Below are 24,211 nucleotides of genomic sequence, written 5' to 3' on the forward strand. Positions count from 1 at the left end.
GCCGTCGTGTCCACCACCCTCGATGCCGCAATTCGTCCCTCCGCACGCCGCTCGACCGCCCGTAAGCCGGGTCCGATCTGGCTCGTGCTCCTCGCCACGGCGCTGCCGATGTTCATGGCGACGCTCGACAACCTCGTCATGACCAACGCCCTGCCCGTGCTGCACGCCGAGTTCGGGGCCTCCGTCGAAGAGCTGCAGTGGTTCATGAACGCCTACACGCTCGCGTTCGCGAGCACGATCCTGATGGCGGTCGCCCTCGGCGATCGCTTCGGGCGACGCACCCTCTTCATCATCGGCATCGCGGTGTTCACGCTGAGTTCGGCGCTCGCGGCGCTCGCCACCGATCCGGGCCAGCTCATCGCCGCACGTGCCGCGCAGGGCTTCGGCGCCGCCGCGATCATGCCGCTCTCGCTCACCCTGCTCGCGGGCGCGGTGCCGCTGGCACGTCGACCGCTCGCCATCGGCATCTGGGGCGGCGTGGCGGGCCTCGGCGTCGCCACAGGCCCGCTCATCGGCGGCGCGATCATCGAGGGCTGGGCCTGGCAGGCGATCTTCTGGATCAACGTGCCCGTCGGCGTCGTCTCGATCGCGCTCGTGCTGCTCGCGCTGCCCAACAGCTTCGGTGCCCGGCTCCGCGCCGACGTCTTCGGCCTCGTCCTCTCCGGGCTCGGCCTCCTCGGTCTCGTCTACGGCATCGTGCGCGGCAACGAAGCGGGCTGGTCGAGCCTCGAAGTGCTCGGCAGCCTCATCGTCGGCGGCCTGCTCCTCGTCGGCTTCGTCGTCTGGGAGTCGCGCGCCTCGGCGCCGCTCCTGCCGCTCCGCCTCTTCCGCGATCGCAGCTTCACGGTCGCGAACCTCGCGGGGTTCGGCTTCTCCTTCGGCGCGTTCGGGTCGATCTTCATCCTCATCCAGTTCCTGCAGGTCGTGCAGGGGGCGACCCCGCTCGAGGCGGCGGTGCAGACGTCGCCGTGGACGCTCGCCCCGATGGTCATCGCACCGCTCGCCGGCGCGTTCGCCGGGCGCGTGGGCACGCGCATCTTCGTCGTCGCCGGCCTCGCGGCCCTGTCGGCCGCGCTCTTCTGGCTGACGACGCTGCTCGACGCCGGCACCGAGTACTCGTCCTTCGTGGCGCCGTTCATCCTCGCCGGCGTCGGCATGGGCCTCGTGTTCGCCCCGTCGGCCACTGCGGTGCTCGCGACCATGCAGCCCGACGACCACGCGAAGGCCAGCGGCACGAACTCGATGCTCCGCGAAGTGGGCGTCGCGCTCGGCATCGCCGTCTCGACGGCGGTCTTCACCGGCGCAGGAGGCGCGCTCAACCCGACCGAATACGGCGCCGGTGCCGAGCCGGCCGTCGTGGTCGGGGCATCAGTGCTGCTCGCTTCGGCGCTCATCGCCCTGCTGCTGCCGGCCGGGCGGGCGGTGCCCGCCACCGCCACCGCGCCCGAGACCGCGGCCGCGCCGGCGCTCGTGCCCACGCCGATCCTCGAGCCCGATCAGGTGCGCTGACCACCCGTCGAACGACGAAGTCCCCACCGGCGGCGCCGTGTGGGGACTTCGTAGCGAGCGGGCTCGCCGGGACTCAGTAGCCCGTGACGGCGGTGTTCGCCGCGACGAGCGCGAAGGTCGTGATGAAGATGATGATGTAGATCACGATCGACGCGAAGCCGATGATGATGGCGGCGATCGCGAGGCCGCGGCCGCGCTCACCCGACTTCTTCACCTGGCTCAGGGCGATGAAGCCGAGCACGATGGCGACGATGTTGGTGCCGAGGAGCGAGAGCACGAAGCCGACGATCGCGAGCACGTTCCACTTCTCAGTGGGAGCCGACTGCGCGGGCACGGGGGCGGGGGCGGGAGTGGTCATGTGAGATTTCCTTGCTGTAGGGAGAGACGGATTGCCGACCCGCATCTTGACAGCGCCTGCATGCCGGTGTCAACGGAGAGCACTCTCCGTATTGCAGAACGGTGCGTCGTGGTATCCATCGCGGCTCACCGACTCGCGCGGTAGGCGGCGCGCTCCTCGGAGGTGAGATGCTCGGTGGCGTACGACAGCATCGTGCGCGGCATCCGCGGGGCGTACACGTCGAGGAAGCCGGTGAGTTCATCGCGGTCGACCTTCTTGCCGAGTTCTCGCAGCATCCAGCCGACCGCCTTGTGCATGAGGTCCTCACGGTCCTCGAGCAGCCGCGGCGCGAGCCGGAGGATCGGCCCGCCGTCACCCGCCTTGATGTACGCGAACGTCGAGAGCACCGCGACCCGCCGCTCCCAGAGCGCATCGGAGGCCGCAAGTCCGTCGAGCAGCGGCGAACCGTCGTCGCCCGCCGCGAGGAGCACCTGCCCCACGAGGTACTCCGCCGACGCGTCGACGAGATCCCAGTTGTTCACGCGTCCGGCCCGCACGGCATCGAGGTAGGCCTCGTGCAGCGCCGCGATCGCGGCGTCGTCGCGAGTGCGCGGCCGCATCGCGAGCTGCAGCTGCCGCACCATCACGAGGAGCGCCGCCAGCCGGTGCTCGTGCACGGCACTCCCGAGCAGAGCGGATGCCTCGACGAGCGGCATCCGCTCGAAGCCCTTCACGATGGCCCGCGTCGCCGGCACGCGAACGCCGACGAAGACGTCGCCCTCGCCGTACTCGCCGGGGCCGGTCTTGAAGAAGCGCTGCAGGAACACGGCGTCGGCGGGGTCGCCTGCGGCGTCGATCGCCGCGGCCAGACGAGCGGCCGTCTGCTCGTTCGTCGCTCCCGGCTCCGGCTCCACCGCTGCTGCCATCCCCGCACTCTATCGACGGGGACGATTGCGCGCGACGGCGATCTCCGTCGTGGATTCTTGCGCCCACGCAAGAATCCCGCGCTGGGGCACAACCATTCGCGGAGCCTCGACTCGTAGCCTTGAAGAGCCCGGCGAATCGCGCCGCAGCATCCCCGTACGTCACTCACCCCTCATCGAGGATCGGAGGTTCACATGTCGAGCAACACCACGATCGACGCCATCATCGGCGAACCCGAGGTTCTCGAGGACGCGGTGACCGCCGCTGACCTCGCACTCGCCGTCGGCGTCGAGACGGATGCCGCGTGGCTCCGCCTGAAGGAGTCGGCGACCGCCCTCCAGGCGCTGCAGGTGAAGGACGGCTCGGTGCCCGAGGCATCCGACCGTGGCGAGGCGTCGACGCTCGTCGACGCGATCGTCGAGTCGATCGAGGCGCTCGCTCCGCGGTTCCCGCACGAGGCCGAGTACCTCGCGGCATCCGTCGTCGACTTCCGCCGCTGGCAGGCCGAGGGCTTCGGCGTGCCCGACTTCCTCGACTCGCTCGTCGAGTTCCAGCCGCAGCGGCACCGCATCGACGGCATCCGTCACCTCGTCGTGTTCCCCATGTACACGCAGAACGGCTCGTCCGACCGGCACGTCGAGGCGCTCGTCGTCGAGACGATCTGGCCCGAGTTCATCGCGGAGCTCGAAGCCGGCGACTACGGCAACAAGCTCTTCGTGAGCCTGCGCCTCGTCGACTTCACGCCCGGTTACGACACGAACTCGGCGGTGCTCTTCCCCGAGACCGTCGCGATGCGCGAGATCCCGACCTTCACGTGGGGCGCGATCTTCCAGGACCGCGAGGCGGCGCGCTACCGGCGCGTCGTGCGCGCGGCATCCGACATCACGAAGCTCGAACTGCCCGCCGACGCGGCGGCGCTGCTCGACGACCAGGAGCTCGCCGAGCGCACCTTCGTGATGTGGGACATCATCCACGACCGCACGCACATGCGCGGCGACCTGCCGTTCGACCCGTTCATGATCAAGCAGCGCATGCCGTTCTTCCTCTACTCGCTCGAGGAGCTGCGGTGCGACCTCACCGCGTTCCGCGAGTCGGTCAAGATCGAGCGCGGCCTGAACGCGCGCCTCGCCGCCGGCGAGGAGCTCACCGAGGTCGAAGAGCAGATGCGCTCGACCGGCAAGCTCGTGCAGTACGCGGTGATCTTCGACCGGATCTTCCGCTTCGCGATCACGGGTTCGCGCGTGCGCAACTACGACGGACTCGGCGGCCAGCTGCTGTTCGCGTGGCTGCACCAGAAGCACGTGCTCGACTGGACCGACGTCGCGCTGAGCTTCGACTGGGACGCCGTGCCCGACGCGGTCGTCGAACTCGGCGACGCGATCGACGAGCTCTACTGGAAGTCGATCGACCGCCCGAAGACGGTGCACTGGCTCGCCGCCTACGACCTCGTGACGAGCGTCGTGACGCCGAACCCCGCGTCGGTGTGGGCCGAGGGCCTGCCCCGCGAGGTGCTGGCAGGCCCGCCCAAGGGCTACACCGACCTCGTGATGGACGACGAGTTCCCCCTGTCGATGTTCTACGAGGCCCTCGACAAGAAGATGAAGCCCGTCATCGAGTCGACCGTCGGCATCACGGCCGCGAGTGCCTGAGTCCATGACGGCAGACGACCTCTCCGGCCGGACGGTGCTCATCGCGGGAGCGACGAGCGCCTCCGGCCGGGCGGTCGCCCGCGCGCTGCTCGACGCCGGGGCCCGCGTGGTCGCCGTCGGCAGTGACGACGCGCGCCTCGAGGCGCTCGAGGCCGAGCTGCCCGGCGTGATCGGCGAACGCGCCGACCTCACCGACGGCGACGACGTGCTCGAACTCGCGATGCGTGTGCACGCGAGGGTCGGCGACCTCGACGGGGTCGTGCACCTCGTCGGCGGATGGCGCGGCGGCGGCGGCATCGCCGGGCAGAGCGAAGAGGACTACCGCGTGCTCGAGCGCTCGTTCACCGCGCTCCGGTACGTCAGCCGTGCGTTCTGGAACGACCTCGTCGACTCCCCCGCCGGCCGCATCGCCATCGTCTCGTCGACGACCGTCGAACGGCCCACCGCGGGCGGCGCGAACTACACCGCCGTCAAGGCGGCGAGCGAGTCGTGGATGCGCTCGCTCGCGCAGGGCTTCGGCAAGGCGGGCGACACCGCAGCGGCCGTCACCTTCCGCGTGCAGTCGCTCGCCGGCCTCGAAGACCGGCTCGCCGCAGCCGTCGTCGAGCTCTGGGGCACGGATGCCTCGGCGCTGAACGGACGCGTCGAGACGCTGTCGGCCGAGGCCTGAGTCCAGACCGCCGCGCGCGACGGGCGAACCCGAATCGGGGTCAGCCGCCGAGCGGACCGACGCGGAGCGTCGACGTCCGGTCGGCGCAGACGGGGATGGACTGCGCCACCGCGACGCCGGGCCCGGCGCCGTCGGACGTGATGTAGGCGCGGAGCGTCGTCGAGGTCGTCGCCGGACAGCCGTACGCCCCCGGGTTCCCGCCTTGCAGCTGCGAGATCGCGGCACCGCCGTTCGCATGGAGCACGACCGGCGATGACGCGGTTCCGGATGCCCGGGCCGTGGCGCCGAGCTGCACGCCGTCGGCGCTCTGCGCGATGAGGCCCGGCCATCCGCGGAAGGAGCAGTCGGACGCCGAGGTGTTCGTGAACACGAGGTCGCCGAAGAAGCTGCCGGCGCCCGAGTCCTGCGGGCGCGCCTGGTAGGCGAGTGTGAGCTGCTCGTCAATGCAGTGCGCCGGCGCGGGATCGGCCTCGGGCGACGGGCCGGCCTCGAGCGACGGGGGTGCAACGGGCTGATCGACGTCGAGCGTGACATCCGTGCCACCGCTGCTCGACGCGCCGGAGTCGGAGCCTGGCACTGCGACGGAAGCACCGGATGCTTCGGACGTCGGCGTCGCCCGTGGCGTCGGTGCCGCACTGGTCGCCCGCGCCGTCGCGACGGCCTCGGTCGAGCCCGCGTCAGGTGCGGCGCACCCCGCGAGCGCCGCGCAGAGGAGCACCCCGACCATCGCCGTTCCGAGGATCCCCGCCTGCCGCATGATGCACCCCGCCCTCCGCGCGAGTTGCGCGGTCCGGCACATGCTATCGACCGACGACTCCCGCATGGAATAGGGGGAACCCTGATGCGGAGACGGCGTCCGCGGGCCTATGCCGGTCGGTCGGTCAGTCGGCCGGCACCGCCTCGACGTGCGGCGCCTCGGTCGGCGGAGGCGACGGCGCCGCCGCGGGCGGCACGGTCGGGCGCGCCTGGTCGGCGCGAACCGCCTCGCCGAGGCATCCGTCGTCCTCGCCGCCGTCGCCCTCGAGCGCGAGTCGCCAGGCGGCTTCGCCGTCGATCGTGAGGCCATCGGGCATCGCAGGGACCGTCGATGTCGGGTCGCGCGGCTCGGTGTTCCACCACTCCCATTCGCGGTACTCGTGGCCGGCCGCGACCATGCACTCGCGCACGAGTTGCTGGAATCCGAGCCACGCCTGCTGCTCTTCCGGAGTGGGGATCGGATCCGCCACGGGCGGCGTCGTCGGGCTCGGCGTCGGGGCCGGCGATGGTGCGGGGGTCGCCTTCGGCGGAGTCGTCGGAGTCGGCAGCGGCGCGTCGTCGCTGTCGGCGCCGTCGACCGGGGCCTGCTGGTCTCCGCCTTGCGCCTCGCCCGCGTCGACGTCGAAGCCGCCCGGGGCCGTCGCGACCGGCTGCGGCGAGCGCGCGTCGTAGAGCACCGGCGCCCCGGTCGTCGCGGCAGCGACGCCGATGAAGATCGAGCCGATGAAGAGCACCGCGACGGCAGCACTGAAGAGGACAGTCTTCCGCATCGGGCACCTCCCGCCGCGATTCGGGAACGACCGCTCGGCCGCTCGGGCGTGTCCGAGCCATGGTACACGCCCCCCGAACGGGGGGCGAACCCGTGAAACGGCCGATGAGCGCGTGATCTACCCGACCGGCGGCCCCGACTCCGTGATCTCCTCGGGGCTCTCGGGCGACTCGCCTGTCGCGACATCCGCCGGCGACCCCTGCCTGCGGCTCAGCCACAGGAACGGCACGGCGAGCGCCTGGATGCCGCCGCTGACGAGGAGCGAACCGGGATATCCCCAGAGGTCGGCCGAACGGCCGAGCACCGGCTGGATCACGGCGCCGCCCGTGCTGCCGAGCAACGAGTTGAACGAAAGCACCGTTGCACGCTGCTGCGACGGGATCATGTCGTTCAGGTAGGCCTGCTGCACGGGCCCGGCGGCCGCCTCGACGAGCCCCCACACCGTGAGCAGCACGAGCGCGATCCAGAAGTTGCGGTTCACCCCGAGGGCGAGGAGCACGAGGCTCGAGACGACGAGGCTCAGGATGATGGTCGTCGTGCGCTTGCGGAATCGCCGGCGCACCCACGGCGCCACGAGCCCGCCGATCACCTGCGAGCCCGACAGGATCGCCGCCGCGAGACCCGCGATCGAGTAGGCGCCCGTGTCGCCCCAGAGCTCGACGAGGTAGGGCTGCAGCGCGTAGAAGACGTAGAAGCCGACGCCCGTCGTGAAGAACGAGGCGAACATGACGTAGCGCACCGGTCGCCGCCCGAGCCCGTACTTCACCGAGGCGTTGAAGACCTCCTTCGTCGCGCGGATCGGGTGCGCCCGCCCGGCCGGCGTGAACCCGAGGTCGTGCATGACGAGGGCCGCGACGATGAACATCACGACGAGGATGCCCGCGCGGATCAGGAACGGCACGCCGAGGTTCGTGGCCTGCGCGACCACGCCGCCCGCGATCGAGCCGATGAACATCGCCGCGCCCGCGAGGGCGAGTCCGCGCCCGAAGACCCGCTCGAGCCCGCCGGTGTACCCGGTCGCGGCGAGCGCATCGACGAGCCACGCCTCGACCGCGCCCGAGAAGAACGTGAAGCCGAGGCCGAGCAGCACCGAGACGATCGCCCACATCCAGAACGGCGAGTGACCAACCCACAGCAGGTAGTAGAGCACGGTCGTCACCGCGAGCGTGACGGTGCCGAGCAGGTACGAGACCCGCCTGCCGAGCGTGTCGGCGACGACGCCGGTCGGCACCTCGAAGATCACCATGCCCACCGAGAAGAAGGCGTTGGCGGCGAACGCCTCGAAGTTCGTGAGACCGGCGTCGAGCAGGAAGAGGGTGTTGACGCCCCAGATGAACGACGCGGCGAGCGTGTTGCCGATGAGCAGCGTGAAGTAGGCCGCCTGCACCCGCCGCGCCGCCGGGTTCGGTGCCGTCTCTTCGCGCGTCGCGCGTTCGGCCATGCGACACATCTTGCTCGCTTCGCGCCCGCACCGCCACGGCCTGCGGCGCGCTGCTCGACGCGGCATCCATCGCCCCGCTACGCTCGCCGCATGATCCGCTTCCTCATCCGCACGGTGATCTCCCTCGTGACCGCCGCCCTCGGCCTCCTCGTCGCGTCGTGGATCCTCCCCGACTTCCACGTCGAGTGGGGCGGATTCCTCGTGGCGATCCTCGTCTTCACGATCGCGCAGGCCGTGCTCGGCCCGTTCATCTTCAATGTCGCGCGGCAGCACGCGTCCGCGGTCCTCGGCGGCATCGGGCTCGTCTCGACGTTCGTGGCGCTGCTCATCGCATCGCTCTTCCCGGGCGGCATCACGATCGACGGCTGGGTGACCTGGATCCTCGCGACGCTCACCGTCTGGATCATCACGGCGCTCGGCGCGTGGCTTCTGCCCCTCATCTTCCTCAAGGAGAAGGTGAAGGGCGCGAAGTCCTGAGCCGCGGCATCCGCCGGGCTCTGCACCTCGTGCCAGTGCTCGGCGTGCCGGCTCAGTGCATGTTGTCGTTGCCCGACTCGTGCACGGCCCGGCCCCAGCAGCCCGCGTCCTCCCAGCGGTAGGCCGCGCCGCCACCGGCGTTGCCGTCGAGCGCGAGCGTCCATGCGGCCTTCTCGGCCTCGGTGAGCCCCTCGGGCTGTGCGGGTGGATTCCTCGGGGCGTCGGGGTTCGCCAGGTCGATCGGCTCCTGGTACACCGGGTTCCACCACTCCCAGTAGAGGTACTCCTGCCCGGCCTCGGTCATGCACGCGCGCACGAGGTCCTGGAAGTCGAGCCAGACCTGGCGCTCGGTCGGTTGCGTCGGGTCGTCATCGGGCACCGGGGCGGTGAGCGGCTTCCCGGCGGCCCGCGCTTCGGCCTCGGCCTTGTCGCCCACGCCGGCGCAGCCGCCGCCGGGGCTGTAGAGGTTGGGGCCGGACAGCGCCTGCACCCAGAGGACCGATGTCTCGAAATCGAGACCTCTCGGCTGCGCCTTCTCACCGAGCCACCACTGCCACTCGAGGAACTCGAATCCGGCGTCGGCCATGCACTTCCGGATGACGGCCTGCTTGCCGAGCCACTCCGACCGCTCCTCGGGCGTCACGTACTCGGCGTTCGCCGGGTCGAGGTAGGGGTTGTAGTCGGCTGCCATGGCGCCCGTCCCCGGCTCGCCGGAGTCGAGCTTCCCGGATTCCCCGAGGCCGGCGGTCGTGGCGCCCGCTGTGTGCTCGGGCTGCGGCTCGGCGCTGTCGTCGATCGCGGTGTACACGAGCTCGGGCTCGGGCTGGCCGGCGTTGTAAGCGGCCGCGCCGAGCGCGACGACGGCTGCCCCGCCGAGCACCACGCCCGTGATCGCGGCGATCGCGGCGATGCGTTGCAGGTTCACGCGATGGTTCCTTCCGTGGGGAGTTCGAGGCGGGGCGAGTCGTCCGCTCGTCGGTGCCGCACGGCCCAGAGACCGCGGTCGGACGGCAGCCACCAGGCGGCCATCGCGACGAAGAAGAGCACGCCCGCCGCGGCCAGCACGCGATTGATGAGGATCGCCTGGCTGAGCGCCGACAGGTAGAAGTCGGTGAGCGTGATGCTCGTGGCGATGAGCGCGTACATGCCGAAGCGGAGCAATACGTAGCTCGCCGCGGCGAGCCAGAGCGCGCCGAGCCAGCGCGACCGGGGCAGCATCGTCAGTACCGCGCCGATGAGCGCGAGGCCGAGGCCGACGACACCGGACGCGACGAGGTCCCATGCCCCGACCCACGAGCCGTCGATGAGGCCGGTGCCGACGCGCACGACGATGAGCGCGCCCCACGCGAGCAGCATCATCGTCGCGAGGTGCGCGAGCGCGGGCATCGCGAGCGGGAACGTGCCCCTCGGCGCGGTGAGCGAAGCGCCCCGCAGTCGGGCGAACCGCCAGGTGAGATCGGCCGGCACGCCGCGGATCGCACGCCAGACGATCGAGCCTCCGACGCCCGCATCGCCGGTCGCCGCTGCGCGCTCCTCGAAGACGTCGGACTCGAGTTCGGCGAGGCGGTCGGCGGCGACGTCCTCGGGCAGGTCGCTGGTGTACCAGCGACCCCAGGCGAGCACGGCGCGGTCGCTGCGGTGCACGGATGCCGCGGTCTCGCGCTCCTCGAGCACCTCGCCGAGGCGCTCGGCGGTCATGCGAACGCCGCCTTGCCGTGCACGACGACGACCCGGCGCGCGTCGAGTTCGGTGCGATAGGCGAGCTCACCGGCGCCGGTGACGCGGTACAGGCGGCGCCGCGGGCGCCCTTCGCCGGCCCCGATCGCGGCGTCCTCCCACGTGGACTCGAGGAGGCCCCGTTCGCTCAGCCGGGCGAGGGCCTTGTAGAGCGTGCCGTGCGCGGTGAGCGCAGCGGCATCCGATCGCTCTGCGATGCGCTTCGCGAGCGCGAAGCCGTAGAACTCGCCGTCGTCACCCTGGAGCTCCATGCCTGCGGCGAGGATGTCGACCTCGAGGTCGAAGAGCCGTCCTTCACGTCTGCGCGCCATGGAAGAAGAATAGGAAGATATCTTCCCGTGAGCAACCCCGCAGCTTCAACCTCGGCGTCGAACGGCACGTCGTGTGGGACTACCCCGACGGCGGCGTGCCCGAGGCCGACGAGGACGAGCTCGTCGCACGCGTCGTCGCGGAGATGGAGCGGGTGCGCCCCGACGTCGTCGTCGGCTTCTGGCCGGAGAGCGGAGCGACCGGGCACGCGGACCACATGCAGATGGGCCGGGTGACCGAGCTCGCGATCGCGGAGCTCGAGGCATCCGGCGGCTCGTATACCGGGCCGGAACACCTCGTCTACACGATCAGCCCGTCGGGTGCACTCTCGGTCTTCGGCGGCGAGGCCGGCGCGTTCGTCGTCGCGAACCAGCCGAAGCCCGAGTACGCGATGAGCGCCGAGGTCGCGAAGAAGCACGAGGGGTGGACGATCCACTCCTCGCAGGCGAACTACATGCAGGAGTCGTACATCCTGCCGACCTGGCTCATCCATGCACTGTGGGACCAGGAGTTCTATCATGTGCGCGATCTCGAGGCCGATCCGCTCGGCTGATTCGGGCGCTTCGGCTCGGCTCGCTTCAGCTCGGCTCGGCGCGACTCGGCTCAGCTCAGCTCAGCTCAGCGCGGCTCGACTCAGGCGAGCACGAGCGCCTTCACCGCCCCGGCCAGCCAGGTCTCGAATTTGGGCTGACTCCAGCCCGCCGTTTCGACGAGCTGTTCGTACGCCTCGGGCGAGGCGAGGAACGAGAGCACGTCGGCGAGCCGATCGCGCTCGGCGTCGCCCGGCGCCTCACCGCGGAGCATCCCCCGCTCGACGAACAGATCGATCGCGGCGCGGAAGTCCGCGTGCCGCCGAACCTGCTGCGCCTCGAGCGCCTCGCGCACGAGCGGGTCGGAGGTGCCGGCGCTCACGACGCTGCGCCAGAGCCGTCCGGCCCGCGCATTCGCCTCGGCGACGAATCGCACCCATGCGGCGAGCATCTCGTCGGGGTCGCGAATCTCCATGATGCGCCGCCCGACCTCGCGCTCACTGACGCCCTCGTGCCCCTCATCGCCGGCGAAGAGCTGCTCGAACGATGCCAGCAGCAGCTCGCGCTTCGGACCGTTGAGCTTCACGGTCTCGACCGAGACGGATGCCTCGCGGGCGATGTCGGCGAGCGAGGTGCCGGCGTATCCGGCCGATGCGAAGCTCGCGCCCGCCGCGGCGAGGATGCGCCGTCGGGTCGCTGCGGCCTGCTCGGCGCGAAGGGTCGAGCGGTAGCTGCGCGATGGCGCGTTCGGCGTGGACATATTGACTATCCTATCGGTGTAGTGAATACTCTGGAAGGCACATCAAGTCTATTGGAGCCCAATGTCTTCCATTCTCATCGCCAGCACGCCCGTGCACGGCCACGTGACGCCGCTGCTCGCCGTCGCCCGCCACCTCGTGATCGGCGACCACCGGGTGCGCTTCCTCACCGGGTCCCGCTTCCGGTCGGCTGTGCGCGAGACCGGCGCCGAGTTCCTGGCGCTGCCGGCCGATGCCGACTACGACGACCGCGACCTCGAGACCGCCTTCCCGGGACGCGCGGGCCGCACCGGCCCCGACGGCATCCGCTACGACATGTCGACGATCTTCCTCGGGCCCGCCGCGAGCCAGTTGCGCGCGGTCGACGACGCCCTCCTCGCGGCCACCACCGACGTCGTGCTCTTCGAAGGCCTGTTCCTCGGCATGCTCGGGCTGCTCTCCCGCCCGGACTACGCGCGCCCGAAGACCGTGAACCTCGGCATCTTCCCGCTCGGGCTCGAGAGCGTCGACACCGCCCCCTTCGGCCTCGGCGTGCTGCCGAAGCCCGGCGTCGCCGGTCGCATCCGCAACGCCGCCCTCGGCTTCGTCGCAAAGCGCGTCATCTTCGGGGGCGTGCAGCGCACGGCCGAGCACTTCGTGCTCGAGTCCACCGGCGAGCGGCTCGAGGAGTTCTTCCTCAACTCTGCGGCCCTCGCCGACGCGGTCGTGCAGTTCACCGTGCCCGGGTTCGAGTACCCGCGGCGCGAGCTCGCGGCATCCGTTCGCTTCGTCGGACCGGTCTCGCGCACGGTCGCATCCGATCACCCGCTGCCCGAGTGGTGGCACGAGCTCGACGGCTCGCGGCCCGTCGTGCACGTCACCCAGGGCACGATCGCCAACACCGACTACGACGAGCTCATCGCCCCGACGATCACCGGACTCGCGGGCTCCGACGCCCTCGTCGTGGTCAGCACGGGCGGTCGGGACGTCGCGAGCCTGCCGCATCCCCTGCCCGCCAATGTGCGCGCAGCCGAGTTCCTTCCATATGACCGGATGCTGCCGCTGACCGACGTGTTCGTGTCGAACGGCGGCTACGGCGGCGTGCACTACGCGCTCGAGCACGGGGTGCCGCTCGTCGTCGCGGGCACCACCGAGGACAAGATCGAGGTCACCGCACGCGTGCAGTGGTCGGGCGCCGGGGTGAACCTGCGCACGAACCGTCCCACGGCCGAACGGATGCGGGAGGCGGTCGATCGCGTGCTGCGCGAGCCCGGGTACCGCGCGGCCAGCGAGCGGCTCGCCGCGGAGATCGCCGCGTCGGACGGGCTCGCAGGCCTCGATCGTGCGATCGGGGAGGTCATCGGGGTTGCGGTGGCGAGCGAGGTCTGAGCGCAGGGCGCGTCGGACAGCACTTGCCCTGTGGAGAACATCCACGCGACCGCCCCTGTGGAGGACAAGTCGGGTGAAAATGGCTGTTCAACTCATATTTCCCGACCCCGGGAATGTCGGTGGGTGGTGGCAATGTGGTGGACATGGCAGGCATCCCCGACGCACTCGAGCAGATCCGCTCGGTGCTCGATGCCGCGCTCGGCTTCGATGCACCGCGTGGCCTGGGTGACGATGAGTTGCTCCTCGCGATGGGCGCACTCGAGGGCGTCGGGCGACTGCTCGACGCGCACCGCGCCGTGTTCGCCGGTGAAGTCGCCGAACGCAGTCGGGTCGAGCTCGACGGTCAACGACTGTCGGCGCGCAAGGGGTGCCGGTCCGCGGCCGAGTTGATCGAGCGCGTCACGCAGGTCTCGGGGGCCGAGGCGCGTCGCCGCATCACCGTCGGGGTGACGACCCGGGGCGGCACCGGCCTGACCGGTCAGACCGTGCCGCCGCAGCATCCACACCTCGCAGCCGCGCTTGCAGACGGGGTTCTGGGCCTCGATGTCGCGCACACCATCATCCGCGAGCTCGGCCGCACCCGCACGGTCGCCGACCCGGCACGACTCGACGCCGCAGAGCATGCCCTCGTCGAGCAGGCGACGGGTAACGGGGAGAGCGCGCCGGTTCGGTGCACGGCCGACGAGGTGGCCGTGCAGGCGCGCGCCTGGGCGGCCTTCCTCGATCAAGACGGCCCCGAACCCGACGACGAGCGGGCGATGCGCCGACGGGGCTTCCGTGTCGGGCGGGCACGAGATGGACTCATCGCCGTGTCGGGCGAACTGCTGCCCGAGGTCGCCGCGAAACTGACCCGCCTCTTCGACGCCCACCTGTCGCCCCGCAGCGGCGGCGGGTTCCTCACCGAATCAGAGCGCGCCGACCTCGCCGTGCAGGCCGAGACCCGCACCACCGAGCAGCAACGACACGACGTCCTCGCCGCGATCATCGACACCGCCGCACGCTCCGGCGAACACCCCAGCATCGGCGGCGCGTCACCCACGGTCCTCGTCAGCGTCCGGGCCGCCGACCTNCTCGCCGCGATCATCGACACCGCCGCACGCTCCGGCGAACACCCCAGCATCGGCGGCGCGTCACCCACGGTCCTCGTCAGCGTCCGGGCCGCCGACCTCGAAGCCGGCCACGGCACGGCACACGCCGACGGCATCGAGCTGCCCATCTCGCTCCGCGCCGCACGGCACATGATCTGCACCGGCGGCATCCAGACCGTCGTCCACGACGACGCGGGCCGCATCCTCAGCCTGGGCTCGCCCGAGCGCTGCTTCACCCCGCACCAACGCCGCGCCATCACCCTCCGCGACGGCGGATGCCTCATCCCCGGCTGCACCGTGCCCGCCGCGTGGTGCGAGATCCACCACGTCACCCCCGACAGACCAACGCCGCGCCATCACCCTCCGCGACGGCGGATGCCTCATCCCCGGCTGCACCGTGCCCGCCGCGTGGTGCGAGATCCACCACGTCACCCCCGACGCGCACGGCGGCCCCACCCACACCGACAACGGCGTGCTGCTCTGCTGGTACCACCACCGCTCGATCGACACCTCAGGATGGGCGATCCGCATGCGCCACGGGGTGCCCGAAATCCGGCCACCATCCTGGCTCGACCCCGGCGGCCGATGGCGCACCACCACCACCTCACCCACCCGACTCGCCGACCGACTCGACCGCCGCTACGCGCCNATCCGGCCACCATCCTGGCTCGACCCCGGCGGCCGATGGCGCACCACCACCACCTCACCCACCCGACTCGCCGACCGACTCGACCGCCGCTACGCGCCACCCGAACGTGCGTCGGCGTGAGCGTTCGCGCCATCGCGGGATCACGCGAACGGCGGGATGACCGGAGAGACGGCACTGCGGGGCATCCGCTCACTCAGGATGATTCGGCACCGCGAGGCATCCGCTCACTCTGGAGAATGCGGCACCGAGAGGCATCCGCTCGCTCAGAACCGCCTCGTGAACGGCTCGGGCCTCCGCATGCGCACGAGCAGCACGATCGGGATCAGCACGTACGGCAGGTTGAACGCCAGGAACTTCACCGGATTCGTCGTCTGCCACTCGGGCTCGCCGAAGAACTCGACGCCGAACACGATGATGCCCGTGATCGTCGAGATCATCGTCGCGTAGATCACGCTCGGCAGCTGGATCCAGTTCCAGCCGCGGATGAGCGAGAGGACGAGCGCGATGTAGAACGGCATGTAGACGAACGCCGAGAGCCCGGTGACGATGCGCATCCACACTGGTGGCTCCATGAAGAGCGGGTCGGTGTCGTGTGCGTACCAGTAGTTCGAGTTCACGAAGAAGTTCGACGATGGCTGCGAGATGTCGACGCCGAGGGTCGGCAGCATGTCGCTGATCAGGCTCGTGATCGTGAACAACGAGAACACCACGATGAAGAACCAGTCGAACGGGCGCTCGCGCAGCGGCAGGTTCGGCACGGGCACGGGCACCGGTTCGGCGGTCATGGGTCGAGAGCGTAGCGCCGAGCCCGGCGTCCGCGCAGCGGCATTCGCGTGACATGATGGTTTCATCAATCCGCAAACCCATGGAGGCGCCGATGCTCTCGGACCCCAACCGCCCGCTGTACGAGATGAAGGCGGGCCTCTTCAAGGGCCTCGCCCATCCGATCCGCATACGCATCCTCGAGGTGCTCTCGGCCGCGCCCGAGGCATCCGTCTCGGAGCTCATCACGGCGACCTCGCTCGAGGCCTCGCACCTGTCGCAGCACCTCGCGGTGCTCCGTCGCAATCGGCTCGTCCTGGCCGATCGACGTGGCAGCCTCGTCTACTACCGGCTGGCGTATCCGCAGGTCGCCGACCTGCTGCGCGTCGCCCGCGCGCTGCTCGGTGAGATCCTCGAGACCACCCAGCGCCAGCTCGTCGACCAGGGCGGGCTGCCCGAGATCCCGCCGGTGAGCGTGTCGTCATGAGCTCGACGCCGTCGGGTCCACCCACGGCCGGGTCGGCCACGGCCGGGTCGGCCACGGCCTCCGTGAGCCCGTGGCGACGGGCCGCGCGCCACCTGCGCAGCCTCGCGCCCGCGGCATCCGACTACCGCGACGTCCGCCGCACGTGGCGGGGCGACCTGGCCGCCGGCGTCACCGTGGGCATCGTCGCGTTGCCGCTCGCGCTCGCGTTCGGCGTGAGCTCCGGCGCGGGCGCCGAGAGCGGGCTCGTGACGGCGATCGTCGCCGGGTTCGTCGCCGCGGTGTTCGGTGGCTCGAACGTGCAGGTGTCCGGTCCGACCGGCGCCATGGTCGTCGTGCTCGGCCCGATCATCGCCGCGCACGGCGCAGGTGTGCTCGCGGTGGTCTGCCTGTTCGCCGGGCTCATCGTGCTCGCCGCCGGCGTCCTGCGCCTCGGTCGGGCGGTGACCTACATCCCGTGGCCGGTGATCGAGGGGTTCACGCTCGGCATCGCGGTGATCATCTTCCTGCAGCAGGTGCCCGCGGCGCTCGGCGTCGCCCCCGGCCCCAGCCCGAACGCCGCGATCGCCGCCGCCGAGGCGATCCCAACGGCCGCGTGGCCGGAACTCGGATGGAGCCTCGGCATCGTCGCCGTGGTGGCGGCGATCATGCTCGTGGCACCGCGCATCCATCCCCGCTTCCCCGGCTCGATCGTCGCGATCGTCGCCGTCAGTGCGATCGCGGCCGGCTTCGGCCTGCCGGTCGACACGATCGGGGAGCTGCCGGCCGGCCTGCCCGCACCGACGCTGCCGAACGCCGACTGGGCGACGCTCGCAGGCCTCGCCGGCCCGGCGTTCGCGGTCGCAGCCCTCGCCGCGATCGAGTCGCTGCTGTCGGCGCGCGTCGCCGCCTCGATCTCCGACACCGGGCCCTACGACGCCGATCGCGAACTCGTCGGTCAGGGCCTCGCGTCGGTCGCTGCCGGCTTCTTCGGCGGCATGCCGGCGACCGGGGCGATCGCCCGCACCGCGGTGAACGTGCGCTCGGGCGGTCGCACCCGGCTCGCGGCGATCACCCACGCGGTGCTGCTGCTCCTCGTCGTCTCGTTCGGCGCGGCGGTCGTCGCCGAGATCCCGTTGGCCGCACTCGCGGGTGTGCTGATGGTCACGGCGTTCCGCATGATCTCGATCGCGACGGTGCGCACCGTCGTCGGATCGACGCGAGCCGACGCGATCGTCTTCGGCGTCACCGCGATCATCACCGTGAGCTTCGACCTCATCTACGCCGTGCTCATCGGCATCGCCGCCGCCGCGTTCTTCGCCCTCCGCTCACTCGCCCGCTCAAGCGGCGTGCACCGCGAGGAGCTGCCCGGCCCGGCCGAGCCCGGCGATGAGCGCATCGCCCTGTTCCGCCTCGAGGGGGCGCTCTTCTTCGGCGCCGCCGAGCGCATGCTCGAGCGTGTCGGCGACATCCGGGGCGTCGAGGTCGTCATCATCCGGATGTCGCAGCTGCAGATCCTCGACGCCACCGGCGCGCAGGTGATCACCGAGCTCATCACGGCACTCGAACGGCGGGGTGTCACCGTGCTCGTGAAGGGCATCCAGACGCGGCACCTGCGTCTCGCCGAGCGGGTCGGCGTGATCGCCTCGCTCCGGCACCAGAACCACCTCTTCGACGAGCTCGCCCCCGCGGTCGAGCACGCGCGGAGTCACGTGCGCCGCGCGCCGCGCTGATTCTCCGTCGCGCGGCGGATCCCGTCGTTCCGCCGCGTCGATAACGTGGACGGATGATCGAGAACACCGCTCCGCCCGTCGTCGAAGGCGTCGAGTGGGTGCGCCCGCGGCCCGGGCGCCGCGCCCTCCGCAACGACGTGATCCTCGCCATCGTGCTCGCCGTCGGCACCGCCGCGACGGTGGTGCTCTACCGGATCGCGGGGTGGGGCGAGAGCGACGGGGAGGGCGATGGCGCCCCATGGTGGGGCTCGGTGCTCTGGGTCGCCGCGATGACCCTGCCGCTCGCAGCACGTCGCCTGCAGCCCGAGATCGTGGCGCTCGTGGCATCCGCCACCTTCATCGTCGGCGGTGTCGTGCCCGTCGGCGACGCGCTCTTCAGCAACATCTGCCTGTTCGTCGCGATCTACACGGTCGGGGCGTGGGGTCGCAGTCGCCGCCGGGCGACGATCGTGCGCGGCATCATCGTGGCCGGCATGTTCGGGTGGCTGTTCTGGGGGCTCATCTACTACACCGCCGTGCAGGACTACCTGCCCGACTTCTCGCGCGAGGGCCTGCTCTCGCCCTACCTCGCCTACGGGCTCATCAACGTGCTCACGAACCTCCTCTACTTCGGCGGCGCGTGGTACTTCGGCGACACCGCCTACCGGTCGGCGAGGTCGCGCGCCGAGCTCGAGCAGCGCACCGCCGAGCTCGCCGCCGAGCGCGAGCGCACGCGCGCCCAGGCCGTCGCCATCGAACGGCTGCGCATCGCACGGGAACTGCACGACGTCGTGGCGCACCACGTCTCGGTGATCGGCGTGCAGGCGGGCGCGGCGCGGCGCGTGCTCGCGAAGGATCCCGCCGCCGCTGCGACGGCGCTGTCCGCGATCGAGTCGAGCGCGCGCGACGCCGTCGACGAGTTGCACGGCCTGCTCGGCACCCTTCGCGGCGACGCGGAGACCGCGCCGGTCGCGGAACTCGACGACGCGCTCGCCGTCGACGGCGACGCAGGGGAACCCGCGACCACGAGCACCTCGACGCGCGGAATCGCCCGCCTCGACGAGCTCGTCGCGGAGAGCGCCGCCGGCGGCCTGCCGACGACGCTCGCGATCGTCGGCGACGCCGTGCCGGTCTCCGCCGTCGTCGATCTCAGTGCCTACCGCATCGTGCAGGAGGCGCTCACGAACGTGCGCAAGCACGCCGGCGCCGCCGCGACCGCCGAGGTCCGGGTGCGCTGGGCCGAGCGGTCGGTCGAGGTCGAGGTGACGAACACGGGAGCGGTGCGGCAGCAGTCGACCGATGCGTCGACGGATGCCTCGAGCCGCCGCCTCGGCCAGGTGGGCATGCGGGAGCGGGTCGCCGCGGCCGGCGGCCGCCTCGAGCTCGGACCGAGGGCGCGCGGCGGCTACCTCGTGCGCGCGGAGTTCCCACTGCGCCGGGCCGAGGGGGTGCCCGCGTGAGCATCCGAGTGCTCGTGGTCGACGACCAGTCGCTCGTGCGAGCCGGGTTCCGCACGATCCTCGACTCCGAAGACGGCATGGAGGTCGTCGGCGAGGCCGCGAACGGCGAGGAGGCGATCGCGGCGGTCGCCGCACTCGCGCCCGACGTCGTCTGCATGGACGTGCAGATGCCCGGCATGGACGGACTCGAGGCCACGCGGCGCATCACCGCCGACGAGGCATCCGCTGCCGCCGTGCTCGTGCTCACGACCTTCAACCGCGAGGACTACCTGTTCGCCGCCCTCGAGGCCGGGGCGAGCGGATTCCTGCTGAAGAATTCGAGCCCCGAACAGCTCATCGAGGCGGTGCAGGTCGTCGCGCGGGGCGACGCCCTGCTGTCGCCGGATGTCACGCGGCGCGTGATCGAGGCGGTCGCGAGCCGGGCGGTCGTCGCCGGAACGGGTGCGAGCGACTCCGCGGCATCCGCAACGCGCGCCGGCTCTCCGCCCGCCGCAGCACCTGCTCGCAGTTCGCCCGAGCTCGACTCGCTCACCGAACGTGAGCGCGAGGTGCTCGAGCAGCTGGCCGCCGGGCTCTCGAACGCCGAGATCGCCGCGCGGCTCTGGGTGGGCGAGGCGACGGTGAAGACGCACGTGTCGAAGGTGCTCATGAAGCTCGCGCTGCGCGACCGCGTGCACGCCGTCGTCTACGCCTACGAGCACGGGGTCGTGCGCGCCAAGCGCTGACGGACCCGTCAGACGACGGATTGCGGGGAGCGCTGCGCTCCGCTCGCTCCCGGCTCTCCGGCGTCGCGCCCGAGCGCGACGACGGCGTTCTCGGCATCGACGTGCACGATGCGCGGCTCGAAGCTGCGTGCCGCCTCGTCGTCGAACTGCGCGTAGGAGATGAGGATGACGAGATCGCCCTCGTGCACGAGATGTGCCGCCGCGCCGTTGATGCCGAGCACGCCGGAGCCGCGTTCGCCCTCGATGACATAGGTCTCGAGTCGGGCGCCGTTCGTCACGTCGACGATCGAGACCTGCTCGCCGGGCAGCAGGTCAGCGGCGTCCATCAGGTCGCGGTCGACCGTGACGGAGCCGACGTAGTGGAGGTCCGCGTGCGTGACGGTGGCGCGGTGGATCTTCGACTTCAGCATGGTCCGGAACACGGCATCCAGCCTACGGACACTCAGCCTCAGCCGAACTCTCGCAGCTGCGCCGTGCGCTCGCTCGGGGTGTCGCCGGTGTTCACCGTGCCGCGCGGCTCGATGAGCATGGCCAAGACCTCTCCGACGGCGCGGGGGCAGTGCTCGACGCCGCGGGGCACCACGTAGACGTCGCCGGCATCGAGCTCGACGTCACCGTCGCGCAACTGGATCACGAGCGTGCCCGAGACGACCATGAAGAACTCGTCGGTGTCGGGATGCGAGTGCCACGTGAACTCGCCCTGCGCCTTGAAGACCTTGACGTCGTAGTCGTTCACGCTCGCGAGCCGATGGGGCTGCCAGTGCTCGGTGAACGAGTCGAGGGCGTCGTGGAGGTTGCGCACATCGTCGGCCATTCCGTCATTCTCCCTTGACGACCGCGCGCGGTCGACGTAATGTAAGCAAATCATTAATTAAGGAGTTGCTTACATGCAGAACGGGCCCGACGAGCTCAGCCTCGTGTTCCAGGCGCTCGCCGATCCGACGCGACGCGAGATCCTCTCGCGACTCCGCGGCGGGCCGACGACCGTCGGCGAACTGGCCGAGCCCTTCGCGATGAGCCGGCCGGCGATCTCGCAGCACCTCAAGGTGCTCGAACGCGCCGGGCTCATCGAGCGCACCGCGTCGGCCCAGTGGCGCACCTGCACCCTCCGCACCGAGCCGCTCGACGAGGCATCCGCCTGGGTCGAGGGCCATCGCGGCGAGTGGAACGCGCGCTTCGACCAGCTCGACGAGCACCTCCGCACGATGAAGGGAACGACCGATGCCTGAGCAGACCGGCACCGCAACGAAGCAGTTCACCATCACGCGCGTCTTCGACGCACCCCGGCGACAAATCTGGCGCGCCTGGACCGACCCCGACGAGGCCGCCGCCTGGTGGCACCCGGAGGGCGTCGTCACGCCGCGCGAGACCGTTGAGCTCGACGTGCGCCCCGGCGGGCGGTACCGCTACACGATGATCGCGCCCGACGGCTCGGAGTACCCGACGGCGGGCGTCTACCGCGAGGTCGTCGAGCCCGAGCGGCTCGTCTTCACGTGGGGCATGCCAGATGACGAGCTCGCCCCGCTCATCACCGTCACGCTGGCCGACCTCGGCGAGCGCACCGAGATGACGTTCCACCTCGTCGGCATCGCCGGCGTGCCGGGCGACGACAATGTCTACGACGGCTGGGCGAGCGCCTTCGACGTGCTGGACGAACGCCTCGCGAGCGACGGCGGGCAGCGCTGATGGGCCGGCTCATCGTCGAGCAGATCGTCAGCGTCGACGGCTATGCGGCCGACCTCGACGGCGGTCTCGACTTCATCGGCGCGGCTCGCGGCGGCGACCCGAACGACCACGACCAACTCGCGTTCCTCGCGGACGTCGATGCGATCCTGCTCGGTGCGAACACGTACCGGATGTTCGCCGAGTACTGGCCGTCCGCCGACCCCGAGGTCGAAGTCGTCGCCGAGCCGATCAATCGCCTGCCGAAATTCGTGATGTCCAACACCCTCGAGTCGGCACCGTGGGGCGACGGGTCGATCGAGATCCTCCGCGGTGTCGCGACCGAGGCGGTCGCCGACCTCACGACCCGGCACGCGAACATCGTCGTGTGGGGCAGCCTCACCCTGACCGACACCCTCTTCAGGGCCGGGCTCGTCGACGTGCTGAGGCTCCGTGTCGTGCCGGTGCTGATCGGCGCCGGGCGTCCATTCACCCCCGCCGATCTCGGCGACCTTCCGCTCGAACTCGACCACGTGGTCAGGCACCCGAGCGGGCACCTCGGCGTGACCTACCTTCTTCGCTGAGCCCTGGAACCCGCTCGCTCGACGGGGGTCAGGCGACGCGGGCTCAGGCGACGCGCGCGACCCGCGAGGCGACGACCTCGGCGGCGAACGCCGTCGCGAGCCGGGCGCAACGATCGGCCGATTCGTCCTCGTACTCGAGTGCAGCGTCGACGAGCTGCTGCTTGTCGAGGCCGGCTGCGGCGAGCGCGGCATCGTCCCACTTCTCGAGATCGCGAGCGCCCGCCTCGGGGTGGAACTGCACCCCGCGCACGTGACGCCCGAGACGGAAGGCCTGGTTGACGCACGCCTCGCTCGAGGCGAGCAGCACGGCCGCATCGGGCAGGCGCGTGATCATGTCCTCGTGGTTCTCGATCACGTGCGCGACCGGGCCGAGCGGCGAGAGCACGGGGTCGTCGCCGCCCTGCTCCGTGACGAAGACGGGGGTCGCGCCGCGTTCGGGGATACCGTAGGCGGCGCGCACCTCGCCGCCCGCGACATGGGCGAGGATCTGCGCGCCGAGGCAGACGCCGAGCGTGGGGATGTCGCCGGCGATCGCCTCGGCCGCGAGCTCGCGCTCCCGGGCGAGCCACGGGGCGCGATCGTCGTCGTCGGGCATGAGGCCCCCGCCCAGCATGATCAGGCCGTCGAACGACCCGAGGCGCTCCGGCAGCCCCTCGTCTCCGTACGCGACGACGAGCTCGAGTCCCGAGTCCTCGAGCCACGGCCGCATACGCCGCAGGCTGCTCGGCCGTGAGTTCACGACCACGAGCACCTTCGGGCCGTCGTCCGCTGTCACCATCTGCGCTCTCCGCTCGCTCGTGTTTCGTCGACCCGACCGGCGCCGGCGCCGGTGAAGTCCAGGTAGTCGTCATCCGATGCCGCGATCACCCGAAGCACGTTCTCGGTGCCGAGCTTGCGGAGCTCGGCCTCCGTCCAGCCGCGACGGGCGAGCTCGGCGAACAGCACCGGGTAGCCCGACACGTCGTCGAGCCCCTCGGGCATGTCGTCGGTGCCGTCGTAGTCGCCGCCGAGTCCGACGCCCTCGATGCCGGCGACGTTGCGCACGTGCTCGACATGGTCGGCGGCGTCCGCGACGGTGACCCGCGGCTTCGGCCCGGTCTCCCCGCCGTTCACCCACGCCCGGCGCTCGGCAGTCAGGAACGAGGGCACGAAGGTGACCATGTAGACCCCGCCGCCGTCTGCAACCCGACGGATGACGCGGTCGGGGAGGTTTCGCGGATGCGGGTTCAGCGCCCACGCGCTCGAGTGGCTGACGATGGCCGGCCGAGTCGACGTGTCGAGCGCCGCGTCGGCGGTGTCCACCGAGACGTGCGCGAGGTCGACGAGCATGCCGATGCGGTTCATCTCGGCCACGACCTCCCGACCGAACTCGGTGAGGCCGCCGTGCCGCGCCTCATCGGTCGCCGAGTCGGCCCAGTCGCTCGTCGCCGTCCAGGTGAGCGTCATGTAGCGCGCACCGAGCCGTGCGTAGTCGCGCAGCACCGCCAGCGAGTTGTCGATCTGGCCGCCGCCCTCGACGCCGATCATCGATGCGATCCTGCCGGCGGCCATCGCCCGCCGCGCCGTCTCCGCCGTCGTCGCGAGCTCGAACGTCTCCGGATAGCGGGCCGCCATGCGGTGCACGAAGTCGACCTGCTCGAGTGTCGCGCGAACGGCGGCGGCCCCGTCGATCGCCGAATCCACCCACACCGACCAGAACTGGCCCGCCACGCCGCCGTCCCGCAGCTTGGGGATGTCGGTGTGCAGCGGAGTCAGCTCGGTGTCGTCGAGCCCCTCGACCGAGTACCCGCGCTCGGTGCGCGCCGTCCATGGCAGGTCGTTGTGCCCGTCGAAGACGGGGATCTCGAATCGCTCGTACTGCATGTCGCCGTC

Annotated in this window: 30 protein-coding genes; 15 read left to right on the plus strand and 15 right to left on the minus strand. The window is 71.1% G+C overall.

Annotated features, from left to right (window positions below):
• Positions 1-6: 6 nt before the first annotated feature.
• Positions 7-1,509, plus strand: coding sequence for a DHA2 family efflux MFS transporter permease subunit (locus tag ASE14_RS10765; RefSeq protein WP_235511223.1), 1,503 nt, complete (start codon positions 7-9; stop codon positions 1,507-1,509).
• Positions 1,510-1,582: 73 nt separating this feature from the next.
• Here ASE14_RS10765 and ASE14_RS10770 read toward each other — a convergent pair whose 3' ends face one another.
• Both ASE14_RS10770 and ASE14_RS10775 read right to left on the minus strand, forming a co-directional pair.
• Positions 1,583-1,867 (minus strand): DUF4190 domain-containing protein, encoded by a 285-nt coding sequence (locus ASE14_RS10770; protein WP_082600530.1) that lies wholly within the window; start codon positions 1,865-1,867, stop codon positions 1,583-1,585.
• A 125-nt stretch (positions 1,868-1,992) separates the two neighbouring features.
• Positions 1,993-2,772: a DNA alkylation repair protein gene (locus ASE14_RS10775; protein ID WP_082600532.1), complete on the minus strand. Its 780-nt coding sequence runs from the start codon at positions 2,770-2,772 to the stop codon at positions 1,993-1,995.
• A gap of 192 nt (positions 2,773-2,964) precedes the next feature.
• On the opposite strand from ASE14_RS10775, the gene ASE14_RS10780 reads away from it, so the two are divergent.
• A complete protein-coding gene (locus ASE14_RS10780) occupies positions 2,965-4,419 on the plus strand; it encodes a DUF6421 family protein (protein WP_056654525.1) in 1,455 nt (484 codons plus the stop codon).
• Positions 4,420-4,423: 4 nt separating this feature from the next.
• Entirely contained in the window at positions 4,424-5,089 is a 666-nt protein-coding gene (locus ASE14_RS10785) for an SDR family NAD(P)-dependent oxidoreductase (RefSeq protein WP_056654527.1), read from the plus strand.
• Between the two features lie 40 nt (positions 5,090-5,129).
• Here the strand turns inward: ASE14_RS10785 and ASE14_RS10790 are convergent, their stop codons facing one another.
• The 3 genes from ASE14_RS10790 to ASE14_RS10800 all read right to left on the minus strand — a co-directional run bounded on the left by ASE14_RS10790 (position 5,130) and on the right by ASE14_RS10800 (position 8,055).
• Positions 5,130-5,846: a DUF4232 domain-containing protein gene (locus ASE14_RS10790; RefSeq protein ID WP_162257729.1), complete on the minus strand. Its 717-nt coding sequence runs from the start codon at positions 5,844-5,846 to the stop codon at positions 5,130-5,132.
• A 124-nt stretch (positions 5,847-5,970) separates the two neighbouring features.
• Positions 5,971-6,615 (minus strand): hypothetical protein, encoded by a 645-nt coding sequence (locus ASE14_RS20805; protein ID WP_056654531.1) that lies wholly within the window; start codon positions 6,613-6,615, stop codon positions 5,971-5,973.
• 117 nt (positions 6,616-6,732) lie between these two features.
• Positions 6,733-8,055, minus strand: coding sequence for an MFS transporter (locus tag ASE14_RS10800; protein WP_056654532.1), 1,323 nt, complete (start codon positions 8,053-8,055; stop codon positions 6,733-6,735).
• 90 nt (positions 8,056-8,145) lie between these two features.
• Between ASE14_RS10800 and ASE14_RS10805 the strand changes: the two genes are divergently transcribed.
• Positions 8,146-8,532, plus strand: a complete 387-nt coding sequence (locus ASE14_RS10805; protein ID WP_056654535.1) for a phage holin family protein — start codon at positions 8,146-8,148, stop codon at positions 8,530-8,532.
• A 52-nt stretch (positions 8,533-8,584) separates the two neighbouring features.
• Here ASE14_RS10805 and ASE14_RS10810 read toward each other — a convergent pair whose 3' ends face one another.
• Genes ASE14_RS10810 through ASE14_RS10820 form a run of 3 tightly spaced genes read right to left on the minus strand, consistent with a single transcriptional unit; the run spans position 8,585 to position 10,580 of the window.
• Positions 8,585-9,457, minus strand: coding sequence for a hypothetical protein (locus ASE14_RS10810; protein ID WP_056654536.1), 873 nt, complete (start codon positions 9,455-9,457; stop codon positions 8,585-8,587).
• Positions 9,454-10,230: a hypothetical protein gene (locus ASE14_RS10815; protein WP_056654539.1), complete on the minus strand. Its 777-nt coding sequence runs from the start codon at positions 10,228-10,230 to the stop codon at positions 9,454-9,456. Before ASE14_RS10815 ends, ASE14_RS10810 begins: the two co-directional genes overlap by 4 nt.
• On the minus strand, positions 10,227-10,580 hold the full coding sequence (locus ASE14_RS10820; protein ID WP_056654541.1) for a PadR family transcriptional regulator: 354 nt from the start codon (positions 10,578-10,580) through the stop codon (positions 10,227-10,229). The genes ASE14_RS10815 and ASE14_RS10820 overlap by 4 nt, the downstream gene beginning before the upstream one ends.
• Before the next feature lie 17 nt (positions 10,581-10,597).
• Here ASE14_RS10820 and ASE14_RS10825 point away from each other — a divergent pair, with 17 nt between their 5' ends.
• Entirely contained in the window at positions 10,598-11,131 is a 534-nt protein-coding gene (locus tag ASE14_RS10825) for a PIG-L deacetylase family protein (protein ID WP_255356094.1), read from the plus strand.
• 80 nt (positions 11,132-11,211) lie between these two features.
• On the opposite strand, the gene ASE14_RS10830 is transcribed toward ASE14_RS10825, so the two are convergent.
• Positions 11,212-11,868 carry a TetR/AcrR family transcriptional regulator gene (locus ASE14_RS10830; protein WP_056654546.1) on the minus strand — a complete coding sequence of 219 codons (657 nt, stop codon included), beginning with the start codon at positions 11,866-11,868 and terminating at the stop codon, positions 11,212-11,214.
• 61 nt (positions 11,869-11,929) lie between these two features.
• On the opposite strand from ASE14_RS10830, the gene ASE14_RS10835 reads away from it, so the two are divergent.
• Both ASE14_RS10835 and ASE14_RS21425 read left to right on the plus strand, forming a co-directional pair.
• On the plus strand, positions 11,930-13,234 hold the full coding sequence (locus ASE14_RS10835; protein ID WP_056654547.1) for a glycosyltransferase: 1,305 nt from the start codon (positions 11,930-11,932) through the stop codon (positions 13,232-13,234).
• Between the two features lie 248 nt (positions 13,235-13,482).
• Positions 13,483-14,303, plus strand: an 821-nt coding sequence (locus ASE14_RS21425) for a DUF222 domain-containing protein (RefSeq protein WP_369816495.1), incomplete at its 3' end; no start/stop codon positions are given.
• Positions 14,304-14,364: 61 nt separating this feature from the next.
• On the opposite strand, the gene ASE14_RS21210 is transcribed toward ASE14_RS21425, so the two are convergent.
• Positions 14,365-14,649 carry a hypothetical protein gene (locus ASE14_RS21210; RefSeq protein WP_235511225.1) on the minus strand — a complete coding sequence of 95 codons (285 nt, stop codon included), beginning with the start codon at positions 14,647-14,649 and terminating at the stop codon, positions 14,365-14,367.
• Positions 14,650-14,719: 70 nt separating this feature from the next.
• Here ASE14_RS21210 and ASE14_RS21430 point away from each other — a divergent pair.
• A partial coding sequence (locus ASE14_RS21430) for an HNH endonuclease signature motif containing protein (RefSeq protein ID WP_369816480.1) occupies positions 14,720-14,970 on the plus strand: 251 nt, incomplete at its 3' end.
• A gap of 264 nt (positions 14,971-15,234) precedes the next feature.
• Here ASE14_RS21430 and ASE14_RS10855 read toward each other — a convergent pair.
• Positions 15,235-15,756, minus strand: coding sequence for an emopamil-binding family protein (locus ASE14_RS10855; RefSeq protein WP_157372940.1), 522 nt, complete (start codon positions 15,754-15,756; stop codon positions 15,235-15,237).
• Between the two features lie 92 nt (positions 15,757-15,848).
• Between ASE14_RS10855 and ASE14_RS10860 the strand changes: the two genes are divergently transcribed.
• The 4 genes from ASE14_RS10860 to ASE14_RS20980 are packed head-to-tail and all read left to right on the plus strand — an operon-like array spanning position 15,849 to position 20,093.
• On the plus strand, positions 15,849-16,220 hold the full coding sequence (locus tag ASE14_RS10860) for a metalloregulator ArsR/SmtB family transcription factor (protein WP_056656207.1): 372 nt from the start codon (positions 15,849-15,851) through the stop codon (positions 16,218-16,220).
• Positions 16,217-17,929, plus strand: coding sequence for a SulP family inorganic anion transporter (locus ASE14_RS10865; protein ID WP_082600543.1), 1,713 nt, complete (start codon positions 16,217-16,219; stop codon positions 17,927-17,929). The genes ASE14_RS10860 and ASE14_RS10865 overlap by 4 nt, the downstream gene beginning before the upstream one ends.
• A 53-nt stretch (positions 17,930-17,982) precedes the next feature.
• Positions 17,983-19,368 (plus strand): sensor histidine kinase, encoded by a 1,386-nt coding sequence (locus tag ASE14_RS20975; protein ID WP_056654555.1) that lies wholly within the window; start codon positions 17,983-17,985, stop codon positions 19,366-19,368.
• A complete protein-coding gene (locus tag ASE14_RS20980; RefSeq protein WP_056654556.1) occupies positions 19,365-20,093 on the plus strand; it encodes a response regulator transcription factor in 729 nt (242 codons plus the stop codon). Before ASE14_RS20975 ends, ASE14_RS20980 begins: the two co-directional genes overlap by 4 nt.
• Positions 20,094-20,101: 8 nt before the next feature.
• Here the strand turns inward: ASE14_RS20980 and panD are convergent, their stop codons facing one another.
• Entirely contained in the window at positions 20,102-20,515 is a 414-nt protein-coding gene (panD, locus tag ASE14_RS10880; protein ID WP_056654558.1) for an aspartate 1-decarboxylase, read from the minus strand.
• A 26-nt stretch (positions 20,516-20,541) separates the two neighbouring features.
• On the minus strand, positions 20,542-20,907 hold the full coding sequence (locus tag ASE14_RS10885) for a cupin domain-containing protein (protein ID WP_056654564.1): 366 nt from the start codon (positions 20,905-20,907) through the stop codon (positions 20,542-20,544).
• Positions 20,908-20,980: 73 nt separating this feature from the next.
• Here ASE14_RS10885 and ASE14_RS10890 point away from each other — a divergent pair, with 73 nt between their 5' ends.
• Genes ASE14_RS10890 through ASE14_RS10900 form a run of 3 tightly spaced genes read left to right on the plus strand, consistent with a single transcriptional unit; the run spans position 20,981 to position 22,339 of the window.
• Positions 20,981-21,322: a helix-turn-helix transcriptional regulator gene (locus ASE14_RS10890; protein ID WP_056654566.1), complete on the plus strand. Its 342-nt coding sequence runs from the start codon at positions 20,981-20,983 to the stop codon at positions 21,320-21,322.
• Positions 21,315-21,779, plus strand: a complete 465-nt coding sequence (locus ASE14_RS10895) for an SRPBCC domain-containing protein (RefSeq protein ID WP_056654568.1) — start codon at positions 21,315-21,317, stop codon at positions 21,777-21,779. Before ASE14_RS10890 ends, ASE14_RS10895 begins: the two co-directional genes overlap by 8 nt.
• Positions 21,779-22,339, plus strand: a complete 561-nt coding sequence (locus ASE14_RS10900) for a dihydrofolate reductase family protein (protein ID WP_056654570.1) — start codon at positions 21,779-21,781, stop codon at positions 22,337-22,339. The genes ASE14_RS10895 and ASE14_RS10900 overlap by 1 nt, the downstream gene beginning before the upstream one ends.
• Positions 22,340-22,382: 43 nt before the next feature.
• Here the strand turns inward: ASE14_RS10900 and ASE14_RS10905 are convergent, their stop codons facing one another.
• Positions 22,383-23,117 carry a type 1 glutamine amidotransferase gene (locus ASE14_RS10905; protein WP_056654605.1) on the minus strand — a complete coding sequence of 245 codons (735 nt, stop codon included), beginning with the start codon at positions 23,115-23,117 and terminating at the stop codon, positions 22,383-22,385.
• A complete protein-coding gene (locus ASE14_RS10910; RefSeq protein ID WP_056654606.1) occupies positions 23,111-24,202 on the minus strand; it encodes a dipeptidase in 1,092 nt (363 codons plus the stop codon). Before ASE14_RS10910 ends, ASE14_RS10905 begins: the two co-directional genes overlap by 7 nt.
• Positions 24,203-24,211 lie beyond the last annotated feature (9 nt).

Source organism: Agromyces sp. Root81 (assembly GCF_001429165.1).
GTDB lineage: Bacteria > Actinomycetota > Actinomycetes > Actinomycetales > Microbacteriaceae > Agromyces.